The organism is Desulfuromonadales bacterium (genome assembly GCA_035620395.1).
GTDB lineage: Bacteria > Desulfobacterota > Desulfuromonadia > Desulfuromonadales > DASPGW01 > DASPGW01.
Window position 1 is genome coordinate 1 of record DASPGW010000156.1, and the last position, 13,470, is coordinate 13,470.

Genomic DNA, 13,470 nt, shown 5'->3' on the forward strand with positions numbered 1-13,470 from the left:
GACACCATCAAGGGGGGCGACTTCCGCGCCCGCGAGGCCGACGTCTGGCGTCTGGCCCAGGTCTCCAACAACATCATCGACCAGTGTGTGGCCCAGGGCGTTCCCTTCGCCCGTGACTACGCAGGCTACCTCGACAACCGCTCTTTCGGCGGTGCCCAGGTCTCCCGTACCTTCTACGCCCGCGGCCAGACCGGCCAGCAGTTGCTGATCGGCGCTTACCAGGCCCTGTCGCGCCAGGTGCAGGCCGGTACCGTCAAGCTCTTCGTGCGTCGTGAGATGCTCGACCTCGTGGTCGTCGACGGCGAGGCCAAGGGGATTACCTGCCGCAATCTGGTGAACGGCGAAATAGAATCCTACTGGGGCGATGCCGTGGTCCTGGCGACCGGCGGCTATGTCAATGTCTTCTACCTCTCGACCAACGCCATGGGCTGCAGCGTCACCGCCAACTGGCGGGCCGCCAGGAAGGGCGCTTTCTTCGCGAACCCCTGTTACACCCAGATCCATCCGACGTGCATTCCGCAGACCGGCGAGCACCAGTCGAAGCTGACTCTGATGTCCGAATCGCTCCGCAACGACGGCCGCTGCTGGGTGCCGAAGCGCAAGGAAGACTGCGACAAGAAGCCCCATGAGGTCGCCGAAGACGACCGTGACTACTACCTGGAGCGCAAGTACCCCTCCTTCGGCAATCTGGCGCCCCGTGACATCGCCTCCCGCGCTGCCAAGGAGCAGTGCGACGACGGCCGCGGCGTCGGCCCCGGCAAGCGCGGCGTCTACCTCGACTTCGCTGCTGCCATCAAGCGCGTCGGCGAGGACAAGATCCGCGAGCGCTACGGCAACCTCTTCGACATGTACGAGAAGATCACCGACGAGAACGGCTACAAGCAGCCGATGCGCATCTACCCCGCTCCTCACTATTCGATGGGCGGCCTGTGGGTCGATTACAACTGCATGAGCAATCTCCCCGGGCTCTTCGTCCTTGGCGAGGCCAACTTCTCCGTTCATGGCGCCAACCGTCTCGGCGCCAGTGCCCTGATGCAGGGGCTGGCCGACGGCTACTTTGTCATCCCCTATACCATCGCCAACTACCTGGCCAAGGTGACGCCGGCCAAGGTCAAGGCCGACCACCCCGAGTTCAAAAAGTCGGTCGAAGACGTCAAGAGCCAGACCAGCAAGCTCCTCTCCATCAAGGGGAAGAAGACCGTCACCGAATTCCACCGCGAACTCGGCAAGATCATGTGGGAGAACGTCGGCATGGCCCGCAGCGAGCAGAGCCTGAAGAAGGCCCTGACCGAAATTCCCAAGCTGCGTGAAGAATTCTGGAAAAACGTCAACGTCACCGGCGGCCCCGGTGAGACCAATCAGCAAATCGAGAACGCCGGCCGCGTTGCCGACTTCCTCGAATTCGGCGAGCTCCTGGCCAAGGATGCCCTGCACCGCAACGAGTCGTGCGGAGGTCACTTCCGCACCGAGTACCAGACTGCGGACGGCGAAGCGATGCGCGACGACGAAAACTTCTGCTACGCCGCCGCCTGGGAGTTCAAGGGGCTCGACAAGGAGCCTGAGCTGCACAAGGAGCCCCTTAAATTCGAAAACGTTGAACTGGCCGTGAGGAGCTACAAATAATGAACCTGACACTGCAAGTATGGCGTCAGAAAGACGCCCAGGATAAGGGGAAATTCGAGCAGTACGAAGCGAAGAATGTCAGTCCCGACATGTCCTTCCTTGAAATGCTCGATGAGGTTAACGAGGACCTGATCAAGCATGGCAAAGAGCCCATCGTCTTTGACCATGACTGCCGTGAAGGGATCTGCGGCATGTGTTCACAGATGATCAACGGCATCGCGCATGGTCCCGACACCATGATCACGGCCTGCCAGTTGCACATGCGCAAATTCAAGGACGGTGACAGTATCTTCATCGAACCGTGGCGAGCCAAGGCATTCCCGGTCATCCGCGACCTGATGGTCGATCGCACGGCCTTCGACCGGATCATCGAGGCCTACGGCTACACTTCGGCCCACACTGGTGGGGTACCGGACGGCAACGCCATCCCGGTGCCGAAGGACAACGCCGACGCCTCCATGGATGCGGCAGCCTGCATCGGTTGCGGTGCCTGTGTAGCCTCCTGCCCCAATGCTTCAGCGATGCTTTTCGTTTCAGCGAAGGTCTCGCACCTTGGCCTGCTTCCTCAGGGCGAGGTGGAGGCTGCCCGGCGCGTTCGTGCCATGGTCGAAGCCATGGACCAGGCTGGCTTCGGCAACTGTACCAATCACTATGAGTGCGAAGCCACCTGCCCGAAGGGGATCAAGACCACCTTCATTGCCCGGATGAACCGGGAACTGCTCAAGACTCTGCCCAAGCCTGTGCGGGCGGAGACGGCTGGCGGCGGCGCCTGATCCTGATTGTACCTAGAGAAAGGGGCGGGTAATTCCCGCCCCTTTTTTTTGTTAGTCGGCTATCGCTTTATTTCTTCTCTGGTCATGAGCGACGATCTCTTCTCCCTGCCTTCCGATATTGAATTTTCCCTGCTTCATTTTCACCTGGAGTTTCAGGAGCGGTTTCGCTTGAGTTTGGTCGAACAATTGCGCCTGCGGCGCGAACTTCTGATGGCTGCCGGCCCAACCCTCGGTGCCCGGACCAGTGAGCGTTTCCAGGCTCTGTTCGATCCACCGCTTCCGGATGACCCGGTTGCCCTTCGCCGTTTTCAGCGTCCGAGCCCGCCGTTTGCCCTTTTGCCTCATCCGGAACCCGAAACGGATTTCGAGGTAGGCGACCAGTTTGAACTCACGGTTTCTTTCTGGGGGCGGGGGGTTCAATTGGTCGGTGATTTCGCCCGTGTTCTTCAGACGCTCGGAAAAATTGGTTTACTTTGTGGTCAGGGTACCTTCGCACTGGCGACGATCGAGGCAGAGGATGCTTCCGGGAACCGGTTAACCATCTGGCAGGAAGGGGAGAGGCTACAGGTCCTCACCCCGCCGATCAACGAAGTCGGGTGGTGGCTGGATCGTGTTGGCGAACCGACCTCCATGATGCTTGAATTTCTGACGCCGGCACGGCTACTGTCGCAGGGGCGACCTTTGTTCAAGCTCGATTTTCGCCGTTTCTTCCCCTTCATCCTCCGCCGTGTAACATCGATGCTCTATGCTCACTGTGGACACGAGGTGGTCGATGACCCAGCGCGCCTTCTGGCAGCGGCAGATGGGGTGCACGAAGTGCAGAACGCTCTCTTTTGGCAGGATTGGCGTACGCTCGAAGGGGGCGGAGCGGCGCAGGACCTCGGCGGTATCATCGGTTCAGTCCGTCTTGAAGGGGAAGCCCTGCAGGGCGTGGTCGGGATTCTGCGCTTAGGAAGTTTGATGAATGTGGGAAAAGGGGCTGCTTTTGGTGCCGGATGCTTTCGCGTGGGCGAAGTGTAGTCCCGCCTTGAATGCCGGCAGTCTCAGCAGGACTTCGCTTTGCTTGGCCTTGCTGAAACTTTTATCACCGTTATAATTTGAGAAAGGCTGTGATTCCAAGGGGGTGGATTATGACAGATATCTGGGAAGAACGAAAAAAAGCTCTGGAAAACGAATATTTCTATAAACTCGAAAAGGAAAAAATCGAGAAGATGAAGGCGTCAGCCCGAGAACAATTGATTCGCGAGAGCTGTCGGAACCGCTGCCCGAAGTGCGGAGAACCCCTCGAAGCGATGACGTTCCGCGGTGTTCCGCTTGACCATTGTCCAGGATGTGGCGGTGTCTGGCTTGGGCCCCGTGATTTGCAGATACTGGCGGAAAAGGACCACCGGACATGGTTTGAGAAATGGTTCAAGGGAGAGGAGGAGTGATCCTTTGTGACACTTCTGTCGGAGGTGGCGTGCAGCACGACGATGGAGTCGATAGCGCCTTTTGTTGAGCTGAAAACCGGGTGATTTGCGCGTTCGGAGATAATCCACCTGCCCAGCTTAGGAGTGCCGATGCCCTCGAATACCTGGAAGCAGATTCTCACCCTCATTTTTCTGATACTGGCATTCAACTACCTTTACATTGCCCTGGCCCCCCGCAAACCTGAAAGTTCCACCCCTCTAAGTTATAGTCGATTCAAGCTGGAACTGCAGAAGGACAACCTCCGGGAGATTACCATCCAGGGTAATGACGTCTCCGGCAAATTCAAGGAGCCTGTCGAGGTTGCTCCTCTGGACTCAACGACACCAGGGCGCCAATTCGAGCAGTTCACTACGACGCTTCCACCCTTTCCGGACCCGCAACTCATGGAGGAACTTGAGGCCCGCGGCACGGAGGTCAACATCAAGCCGCCGGAGGAGCCCTCACCCTGGGCTACAGCCCTGATCTACCTGCTTCCCTGGGTTCTTATCCTGGGCGTCTGGTGGTTCATCCTGCGCGGCATGCGCGGGCGAGGCGGTCCCGGCGGCGGCATCATGGGTGGCTTCGCCAAGTCCGGTGCCCGTCTCTATTCGAAGGAGAACTCCCAGATCACTTTTGACGACGTAGCCGGTCTGGAGGAAGCCAAACAGGAACTGATGGAAATCGTAGAGTTCCTGCGCAATCCGAAGAAATTCGCCCGGATTGGCGGCAAGGTACCGCGTGGAGTCCTGCTGGTCGGACCTCCCGGAACAGGCAAGACCCTGATGGCCCGGGCCGTCGCCGGTGAGGCGGGAGTTCCCTTCTTCTCCATCGCCGCCTCGCAGTTCATCGAGATGTTTGTCGGGGTTGGGGCGAGCCGGGTGCGGGATCTCTTCGAGAGTGCAAAGAAGAACGCGCCGAGCATCATCTTCATCGACGAACTGGATGCCGTCGGCCGCTCCCGCGGCACCGGTCTCGGCGGCGGCAATGATGAGCGCGAGCAAACCCTTAACCAACTCCTGGCCGAACTTGATGGTTTCGACCCCCACACGGAGGTCATCGTCATGTCGGCCACCAACCGTCCCGACGTCCTCGATACGGCTTTGCTGCGCCCGGGACGCTTCGACCGGCAGGTCGTCCTCGATCGCCCCGACTGGCGGGCCCGGGAAGAGATCCTCAAGGTACACACACGCAGGATCCCGCTGGCCAAGGACGTTGATTTGCGGGTCATCGCCAGGGGGACCCCCGGGATGTGCGGCGCCGACCTGGAGAGCCTGGTCAACGAGGCGGCCCTGATCGCGGCCCGCGAAGACCGCGACGAAGTCAACATGGATCACCTGGAGCGTGCGAAGGACAAGGTCCTGATGGGAGCCGAGCGCAAGCTGATACTGACCGAAGAAGAGAAGCGAATTACCGCCTTCCACGAGGCCGGTCATGCCTTGGTGGCGTGGGTTATGCCGGGAGCCGATCCGATCCACAAGGTGACCATCATCCCCCGCGGCCAAGCCCTCGGGATGACTCAGCAGTTGCCGGAGGATGACCGCTATCACTACAGCCGAGGTTATCTCATGACACGGATAGCCGTCAGTCTTGGTGGGCGAGCGGCAGAAAAAGAAGTGTTCGGCGAGGTTTCCACCGGCGCCCAGAACGATCTGAAGCAGGTGACCGATCTGGCCGAGAAGATGGTCTGCCAATGGGGGATGAGCGACAAAATCGGACCCGTAACCTTCAACCGGGGCGAGGAACATCCGTTTCTCGGACGCAAGTTGGCAACCGAAAAAACCTTCAGTGAGCAGATGGCGTGGCTGATCGATCAGGAAATCGAGAAGATCGTCAAGAATGGAGAGGAGATGGCCGACCAACTCGTCACCGAGAATCGACAGGGCCTGCAGGATCTGGCGGCGGCGCTGCTGGAGGAAGAAGTTATCGAGCGCACCAGGATCGATGAAATTCTGACAAAATCGGGTGTCGTCAAGGGTGCCAGGGCAGAAGTTGCAGAAGAGGGAAACCGAGTGGCTGATGCCGAGAAGGAGGCGTAAATGTGGTTGATCTCCTGGCTGGGGTGACAGACATCTGAAAGCGGTCGCACAACCACCGACCGAGAAAGGCCCGCGGAATCCGGCAGGCCTTTCTCGGTCGGCTGGAACGTGAACAGTTTATTTGCGCCGCAGGTTGTAGAAGACTTCGCGGCCGTTGAATACAGCGACGTTGTCCAGTTCATCCTCGATGCGCAGCAACTGGTTGTATTTGCAGATCCGGTCGGTTCGGCACAACGATCCGGTCTTGATCTGGCCGGCATTGGTGGCAACGGCCAGGTCGGCGATGGTTGTGTCCTCGGTTTCGCCGCTGCGATGGGAGACCACGGCGGTGTAGCCGGCGCGCTTGGCCATTTCGATCGCCTCGAGGGTTTCGGTCAGGGTGCCGATCTGGTTGACCTTGATCAGGATGGAGTTGGCGATCCCCTTCTCGATCCCTTCCTTCAGGATTCTGGTGTTGGTGACGAAAAGGTCGTCGCCGACAATCTGGATCCGCTTGCCAAGACGGTCGGTGAGAAGCTTCCAGCCCTCCCAGTCATTCTCCGCCATGCCGTCTTCGATCGAGATGATCGGGTAACGGTTAACCAGATCTTCGTAAAAATCGACCAGTTCAGCCGCGGTCTTCTCCGGCTTGGCCTCATTTTCGAGGAAGTATTTGCCGTTCTTGAACAGTTCTGAAGAGGCGACGTCCAGGGCGAGCAGGACATCTTCGCCCGGGGTGAAGCCGGCGGCTTTGATTGCCTCCATGATCACTTGAAGTGCCTCCTCGTTGCTCTTCAGGTCGGGAGCGAAGCCACCCTCGTCACCGACGGCAGTGTTGTAGCCCTTGCTTTTGAGGACTTTCTTCAGAGCATGAAAGATCTCGGCGCCCATGCGCAGTGCTTCCCGGAAGGAAGGGGCGCCGGCCGGCATGATCATGAACTCCTGTATGTCGACGTTGTTATCAGCGTGCGCGCCGCCGTTGATGATGTTCATCATCGGCAGCGGCAGTTCCTTGGCGTTGGCACCCCCCAGGTACTGATAGAGGGGCAGGCCGGCATCTTCGGCGGCTGCCTTGGCGCAGGCCATGGAGACGCCGAGCAGGGCGTTGGCTCCAAGATTGCTCTTGAAGTCAGTGCCGTCCAGTTCCAGCAGCTTGCGATCGATACCAGCCTGATCGGAGGCCTCCCAACCGATGAGTGCTTCGGTAACGACCTCGTTGACATTGTCCACCGCCTTCTGCACCCCTTTGCCCAGGTAACGTGACTTGTCGCCGTCGCGCAGTTCCAGCGCTTCTCTTTCCCCGGTCGAAGCGCCGCTCGGGACGGCGGCCCGGCCCATGGCACCGCTTTCCAGATAGACTTCGACCTCCACCGTGGGATTGCCCCGTGAATCGAGAATTTCCCGGGCGTAGATGTCAACGATCTCACTCATAAAGCCCCCTTGAGGTTGGAAAGTAAAAAACGTGCTGCAGCCCGCAGCAAGGCCTTTATATATACCAAAAAAGGCGAAATTGGAAACTCTTTTTGTCCTGGTTGAATTGAGAAAAGCCATTGATTTTACGTGGTGAGGGTGCTATCTTTGCACTCCTGTTCTCTGCGCAACCAGAGGGATATTTTTTGGACACATGCAACACCCGTGGAAGGTTCGCCGCCAGCGATCAGCATCTGGCGAACCTCCTGTTCGGTCAACAGAATAAGAATCTGCGGCAGATCGAGCGGACGCTTGGCGTCCGTATCGGTTCCAAGGGCCTCGAGCTACAGCTTGAAGGTGAGCCGTTACAGGTTGACCTTGCCCAACGGCTGCTGGAGGAACTCGTCGGCCTCTTGCAGGAGGGGTATCCGCTATACCCAACCGACATCGACTATGCCATCCGAATCCTGAGTGCCGATTCCCGGGCACGCCTGCGGGATATTTTTCTTGATACCATTCTGATTTCCGCCCGCAAGAAAATCATTTCTCCCAAAAGTTTAGCACAGAAAAATTACATAGAGGCCATCCGGACCAACGATGTCGTCTTCGGTATCGGTCCGGCCGGGACGGGCAAGACCTATCTGGCCATGGCCATGGCCGTCTCCTTCCTGATGAAAAAGGAGGTAAGCCGCATCGTGCTGGTGCGGCCGGCGGTGGAGGCCGGCGAGAAGCTCGGATTCCTGCCGGGAGATATCGCCGAAAAGGTCAACCCCTACTTGCGTCCGCTCTATGATGCGCTCTTCGATATGCTCGATTTCGAAAAAGGTCAGGCGCTGATCGAGAAGGGGGTCGTGGAGGTCGCGCCCCTTGCTTTTATGCGCGGCCGCACACTGAACGATGCTTTCGTCATCCTCGATGAGGCGCAGAACACCACCGCCGAGCAGATGAAGATGTTTCTCACCCGCCTGGGCTTCGGTAGCCGCGCTGTCATCACCGGTGACATTACTCAGATCGATCTGCCTACCGGCCGGCTCTCCGGACTGGTTCAGGCCACCGACGTGCTTAAGGAGGTTGAAGGGATACATTTCAACTTCTTCACCGACCGGGATGTGGTTCGTCATCCCATCGTGCAACTGATAGTTAAAGCCTACGACAGAGCCCGGCCGACCACCCAGCGTAACGACGCCGGCACAGACAACGGATAAAATTGACACTTATGACCAGGCAAGAACGTACACCGGAATCTGGTTCCCGCCGGTCCCGGGAATTTATTTCTTCCCTGAAAAAATATTTTATCTTCGAAGAGCGTCAGCAGAAGCATCTGCTCATGTTTTTGCTGGCGTTCGTGTTGACCGTCATCATTGTTCCCAAGGGGGGGTTTGTACCCGACTATAATGCCCCTGGGGACATTGCTTCCCGTGACATCAAGTCGCCAAGGGACCTGCTTATTCCCGACCTGTCGCTGACGGAACAGAAGCGCCTCGAGGCAGAGGGGGCCGTACCGCCGCTATATGATTTTGCTCCCAGGACGGGCCACGATATTGCAGAGCGCCTTGTGCAGGCTCTCCAATACCTGAATGCCGAAACACTGAAAGGCTTGCCTCCGGAAAATCTGCATAAAGAGGTGGAGTCTCGTCTCGGAGTCAGTCTTACTGACCATGACCTGAAGGCCTTAAGCGAGGTTCCTGCCGCGGCCGAGGTTCTGGAACAGTTGCGCAGTCTCGTTAGCCAGGCGCTGGCTGGCAAGGTCGTCGGCAACTTGCAGCTTTTTCAGGCCGATCGGGAAAAGGGGATCGTCATCCGCAACATGGTGACGCAGTCGGAGGCGACCGGCCTCGGACAGGAGAGCGTGAGTGGCCTCGATGATGTCGAGTCAGCGCTCGATGTGCAGCTCAAGGCGACCCAAGCCCTTTCCAGCCGTCATCGCCAAACCCTGTTCACCGTTATCCAGAAACTGCTGCGTCCGAACCTGACCTTTAACAAGAACGAAACCGAGGCGCGCAAGCGTGCAGCGCGTGAGGCGGTCAAGCCGGTTCTCTTTCAGGTCAAGAAAGGGGAGATGATAGTTCGCGAAGGAGAGCGGGTTAGCGAGGAGCAGATCAAGAAACTCAAGGCCCTGCGTGACATCGGCAACGACTATAGTACGTTGCGCACGGCATTTGGACTTTTTATCGCTATTTCCCTGCTGCTTTTCAGCTGCCACCGGTTCGCCAGGCGCAACATCCGGAAATACCGACCGCAAAGCCGGGATCTGATTTTCCTGGTTTCTACATTTATCGGACTTTTTGTTCTGATCAAGTTGTCCATCTTCATCGCCAATGCTTTGGAGAGTGCCTTTCCGTATATCGATTCACCGACCTATTTCTATCTTTTCCCCTTCGCCGCGGGCGCCATGCTGGTTCGCATCGTGCTCAATTCAGAAGTGGCGCTGATTTTTTCGATCCTTGCTTCGCTGCTCCTCGGAGTCCTTTTCGGCAACAGCCTGTTCATCTCCCTCTATGCGCTTGCCGGCAGTTTGACAGCGGCGCATTGGGTCAGGCACTGCAAGGAGCGTTCGACGCTCTTTCGGGCCGGCTTCCGGCTGTCGTTGGTCAATGCCTTGATGGTATTGGGCTTTCTGCTGGTAGCAGGACGCCCCCTGGATGTCCAGTTTCTTTACAAGCTCGTCTTTGCCTTGGCAGGCGGGCTCGTTTGCGCCGTGATCGTCAACGGCACCATTCCCCTGGTGGAATCCTTGTTCAAATACACCACCGACATCAAGCTGCTCGAACTTGCAAACATGAATACGCCGGTGCTGCGGGAGTTGATGATCCAGGCGCCCGGAACTTACCACCATTCGGTCATCGTCGGCAATCTGGTCGAGGCTGCAGCCGAAGCGATCAGCGCCAATCCCCTGCTTGCCCGGGTCGCGGCTTATTATCACGATATCGGCAAGATACGCAAACCCCTCTATTTTGTCGAGAACCTTGGCAATCAGGAAAACCGGCACGACAAGCTTGCTCCGTCGATGAGTGCCCTGATTCTCATGTCCCATGTCAAGGACGGCGTTGAGCTGGCGCGGGACAACAGGTTAGGGGCCGCACTGGTGGAAATCATCCGCCAGCACCATGGAACCGCCTTGATCAAATACTTCTATGACCGCGCAAAAAGCAAACTGGACCCCGATGTCCAGCAGGTGGACGAGCGGGACTACCGCTACCCCGGCCCCAAGCCGCAAACCCGGGAGGCGGCGCTGATCATGCTGGCTGATGCCGTTGAGGCGGCCAGCCGCACCCTCACCGAGCCGACGCCGGCTCGCATCCAGGGGATGGTGCAAAAAATCATCAACAACATTTTCATCGACGGGCAGCTCGATGAGTGCGAACTGACCCTCAAGGACCTGCACAACATCGCCAAGAGCTTCAACCAGATTCTGGCGGGAATATTCCATCACCGGATCGATTATCCGGAACCCGCCTACAAGGAGCGGGAGAGAGAGCCAGCCAAAAGGAAGAATGGTGAAGATTCACATCGAGAACAGACAAAAGCGACTAAAGATAAAGAAGTTGAACCTGCGAAGGGTGGCTCAGAGGATCTTAAACGTCTCGGGATGTCCTGATGCCGAACTGTCAGTGCTGATTGTCGACGACGCAGAAATCCGGACGATCAACCGCGACTACCTGAGCCGGGACAAGGCTACCAACGTTATCTCGTTCGCCATGCAGGAAGGAGAAGGGGCAGGAGTTCAGCCAGGATTGCTCGGCGACGTCGTCATTTCCGCCGACACCGCCGAGCGTGATGCGGCCGAGGCGGCTATCCCGTTCGAGCGTGAACTCTGTTTCCTGCTTCTGCACGGGATACTGCACCTGCTAGGTTACGACCACGAACGTGGCACTGAAGCAGAGGCCGTGCGCATGGAGGCGCGCGAGCGGGAAATCTTTGCCCTGCTCGCGGAAGAGGGATACGTGTAGGGGCACCCGTTTCGGCAGGCACCGTGGCCTGACCCTGCAGGATGAATTTTGAAGTCACCCTTGAAACCCTCACGTTTCATAGAACTGGTCAATTGCGCCATAGAGGGAATTCTCTGGGCGGTCAATTCCCAGCGACACATGCGTGCCCATTTCCTGGCGGCCGCGACGGTTCTGTTGCTGGCGCTCTTCTACCGGGTCGCCGCCCTCGATTTCGTCGCTCTCGCTTTTGCTGTAACCCTGGTTCTGGTCGTTGAATTGGTCAACACGGCGCTGGAAGTCGTGGTCGACCTGGTATCTCCTGACTTTCATCCGCTGGCTCGCCGGGCCAAGGACGTGGCCGCCGGATCGGTTCTGGTGGCGAGTATCGGTGCCGCTATGGCAGGTTATGTCGTGCTGGCTCCCTATGTCTTCCCCGATGCCGATGCTTTGCGCCCGGCTCCGTCGCCGGGAGCCTTGCCGGTGTTTTCCGCGCTCGCAGTGACCATCCTTGTGGTTCTTGCCAAAGCTTGTCTGGGTAAAGGAACTCCCCTGCACGGCGGCATGCCCAGCGGACATGCAGCAGTGGCTTTCTCGATAGCTACTTCTTTCGTGCTGGCACCGGTGGGACCGGTGCTGGCCATTCTTGCTGTGGCCATGGCGGTCATGGTCAGTCACAGCCGCCTTCTTCTAGGGATTCATTCTCTGCGTGAGGTGCTGGCTGGGGCACTGCTCGGGACGGGAGTAACTCTGCTCCTGCATCTTTTTCTGGCCTGATTGTGCCTGGCTGAAACATTGCCGATAGTGCATTTTCAAAGGAGGAATTGATTCTTGGACGACGAGGGCTTCAACGGAAAATCTGGCAACGGCAGGTCTGCCTCCTGGCTGGAAATACTGCAGCGACTGGTGTTCGGACGCCGTCGCATCCTCTCGGAACAAGAGCTGCAGGAGATTATTCAGGAGTCCGAGGAGGGTGGAATCATCAATGAAGAGGAGGGGGAGATGCTCCACTCCATCTTCGAATTCGGTGAGACGATCGTTCGCGAGGTGATGGTGCCGCGCACCGATATGGTCTGCTGTCCGACTACCGCCTCCATGGAGGAGGTCCTCGAAGCGATCATCTCTTCGGGGCATTCGCGCATACCGATCTACGAGGGGACAACCGACCGGATCGTCGGCGTCGTTTACGCCAAGGACCTGCTCAAATTCTGGGGGCGTCCGGCTGCCGAGATTCAGACGACCCAGGTGATGCGCACCCCCTATTTTGTCCCGGAGACCAAAAACATCGAGGAGCTTCTTCAGGAGTTTCGTACCAAACGGGTACACATGGCCATTGCCATTGACGAGTATGGCGGAACTTCCGGCCTGATCACCATCGAGGATCTGATCGAAGAGATCGTTGGCGACATCCAGGATGAGTACGACCTGGAAGAAGAGTGGCTGCTGGAGGAAGCGGACGGCTCCGTGCTGGTCGACGCACGTCTGAACATCGAGGAACTCGAAGAGCATTTCGGTACGACCGTTCCCCGCGAGAAGTTCGATACCGTCGGCGGTTACCTGTTCGATCTGCTGGGACACGTTCCCGTTGCCGGAGAGGAAATTCGCGACGGCGACCTGATCATGACAGTGGTCGAGTGTGACGCCCGCAAAATCCGCAAAGTACGTATCCGCCGGTCGACGCCTGCCGAGTCTCAGGTCGCCGGAGCCTGAAGCGCATGCGGCGTTTTTTACCGAATCGTGCCACTTTCCTGAGCTTTCTCTCCGGCCTCCTTCTGGCTTTTTCCTTCCCGCGGCCGGATCTGGCGAGCGTAGCCTGGTTCGCTCTCGTGCCGCTCTTCCTGATCATGCACGAACGGCCATTCCGCAGCGGTTTTGCTGCCGGCGTCGGCTTCTTCGGTCCGGTTCTTTACTGGCTGAACATCGTCATGACCACCTATGGCAAGATGCACCCCTTCTTCTCCGTGGTTGCCTTCCTGCTGCTGGTCGGATACCTTTCGCTGTTTTTCGCCGCCGCCACCTGGGCTGCATGCCGTCTGCGGGAACGTCTCGGATTGTCTCCCCTGCTAACGCTGCCGGTACTATGGGTGGCCCTCGAGTTTCTGCGCTCCTTTCTGCTGAGCGGTTTCCCCTGGGCCAGCCTTGGCTATTCACAGCAGAGTCACCTCGCCCTGATTCAGTCGGTCGACCTCTGCGGCGTCTACGGGCTCAGCTTTCTGCTCGTCCTGACCAATGCGACCCTGGCCGACACCGTCCGGGCGCTCGCCCGGCGCACGT

General features: G+C 58.3%; 12 protein-coding genes. 11 read left to right on the top strand and 1 reads right to left on the bottom strand.

Annotated elements, in window-relative coordinates:
- The 5 genes from VD811_08350 to ftsH all read left to right on the top strand — a co-directional run.
- On the top strand, window positions 1–1,623 hold a 1,623-nt coding region (locus VD811_08350; GenBank protein ID HXV20982.1), incomplete at its 5' end, for a fumarate reductase/succinate dehydrogenase flavoprotein subunit.
- On the top strand, window positions 1,623–2,396 hold the full coding sequence (locus VD811_08355) for a succinate dehydrogenase/fumarate reductase iron-sulfur subunit (GenBank protein HXV20983.1): 774 nt from the start codon (window positions 1,623–1,625) through the stop codon (window positions 2,394–2,396). The genes VD811_08350 and VD811_08355, both read left to right, overlap by 1 nt.
- A 6-nt stretch (window positions 2,397–2,402) precedes the next feature.
- The gene (cas6, locus tag VD811_08360; protein ID HXV20984.1) at window positions 2,403–3,416 is read left to right on the top strand and encodes a CRISPR system precrRNA processing endoribonuclease RAMP protein Cas6; all 1,014 of its coding nucleotides are present in this window, start codon (window positions 2,403–2,405) and stop codon (window positions 3,414–3,416) included.
- A gap of 110 nt (window positions 3,417–3,526) precedes the next feature.
- Entirely contained in the window at window positions 3,527–3,826 is a 300-nt protein-coding gene (locus VD811_08365; protein HXV20985.1) for a zf-TFIIB domain-containing protein, read from the top strand.
- Between the two features lie 129 nt (window positions 3,827–3,955).
- Window positions 3,956–5,881 carry an ATP-dependent zinc metalloprotease FtsH gene (gene ftsH, locus VD811_08370; protein ID HXV20986.1) on the top strand — a complete coding sequence of 642 codons (1,926 nt, stop codon included), beginning with the start codon at window positions 3,956–3,958 and terminating at the stop codon, window positions 5,879–5,881.
- Window positions 5,882–5,998: 117 nt separating this feature from the next.
- Here the strand turns inward: ftsH and eno are convergent, their stop codons facing one another.
- Window positions 5,999–7,291, bottom strand: a complete 1,293-nt coding sequence (eno, locus tag VD811_08375) for a phosphopyruvate hydratase (protein ID HXV20987.1) — start codon at window positions 7,289–7,291, stop codon at window positions 5,999–6,001.
- Between the two features lie 119 nt (window positions 7,292–7,410).
- Here eno and VD811_08380 point away from each other — a divergent pair, with 119 nt between their 5' ends.
- The 6 genes from VD811_08380 to VD811_08405 form a co-directional block, all read left to right on the top strand.
- Window positions 7,411–8,475 carry a PhoH family protein gene (locus VD811_08380; GenBank protein HXV20988.1) on the top strand — a complete coding sequence of 355 codons (1,065 nt, stop codon included), beginning with the start codon at window positions 7,411–7,413 and terminating at the stop codon, window positions 8,473–8,475.
- Between the two features lie 122 nt (window positions 8,476–8,597).
- Window positions 8,598–10,868, top strand: a complete 2,271-nt coding sequence (locus VD811_08385) for an HDIG domain-containing protein (GenBank protein ID HXV20989.1) — start codon at window positions 8,598–8,600, stop codon at window positions 10,866–10,868.
- A complete protein-coding gene (gene ybeY / locus VD811_08390; protein HXV20990.1) occupies window positions 10,765–11,220 on the top strand; it encodes an rRNA maturation RNase YbeY in 456 nt (151 codons plus the stop codon). The genes VD811_08385 and ybeY overlap by 104 nt, the downstream gene beginning before the upstream one ends.
- Before the next feature lie 60 nt (window positions 11,221–11,280).
- On the top strand, window positions 11,281–11,973 hold the full coding sequence (locus VD811_08395; GenBank protein ID HXV20991.1) for a diacylglycerol kinase: 693 nt from the start codon (window positions 11,281–11,283) through the stop codon (window positions 11,971–11,973).
- 54 nt (window positions 11,974–12,027) lie between these two features.
- Window positions 12,028–12,906, top strand: a complete 879-nt coding sequence (locus VD811_08400; protein HXV20992.1) for a hemolysin family protein — start codon at window positions 12,028–12,030, stop codon at window positions 12,904–12,906.
- A gap of 5 nt (window positions 12,907–12,911) precedes the next feature.
- Window positions 12,912–13,470: apolipoprotein N-acyltransferase (locus VD811_08405; protein HXV20993.1), on the top strand; the 559-nt coding region annotated here is incomplete at its 3' end.

Bases quoted from the DNA above. Each gene is read 5' to 3' on its own strand.
- VD811_08355 (HXV20983.1), top strand. From the start codon at position 1,623: ATGAACCTGACACTGCAAGTATGGCGTCAGAAAGACGCCCAGGATAAG.
- VD811_08365 (HXV20985.1), top strand. From the start codon at position 3,527: ATGACAGATATCTGGGAAGAACGAAAAAAAGCTCTGGAAAACGAATAT.
- ftsH (HXV20986.1), top strand. From the start codon at position 3,956: ATGCCCTCGAATACCTGGAAGCAGATTCTCACCCTCATTTTTCTGATA.
- eno (HXV20987.1), bottom strand. From the start codon at position 7,291: ATGAGTGAGATCGTTGACATCTACGCCCGGGAAATTCTCGATTCACGG.
- VD811_08385 (HXV20989.1), top strand. From the start codon at position 8,598: ATGTTTTTGCTGGCGTTCGTGTTGACCGTCATCATTGTTCCCAAGGGG.
- ybeY (HXV20990.1), top strand. From the start codon at position 10,765: ATGGTGAAGATTCACATCGAGAACAGACAAAAGCGACTAAAGATAAAG.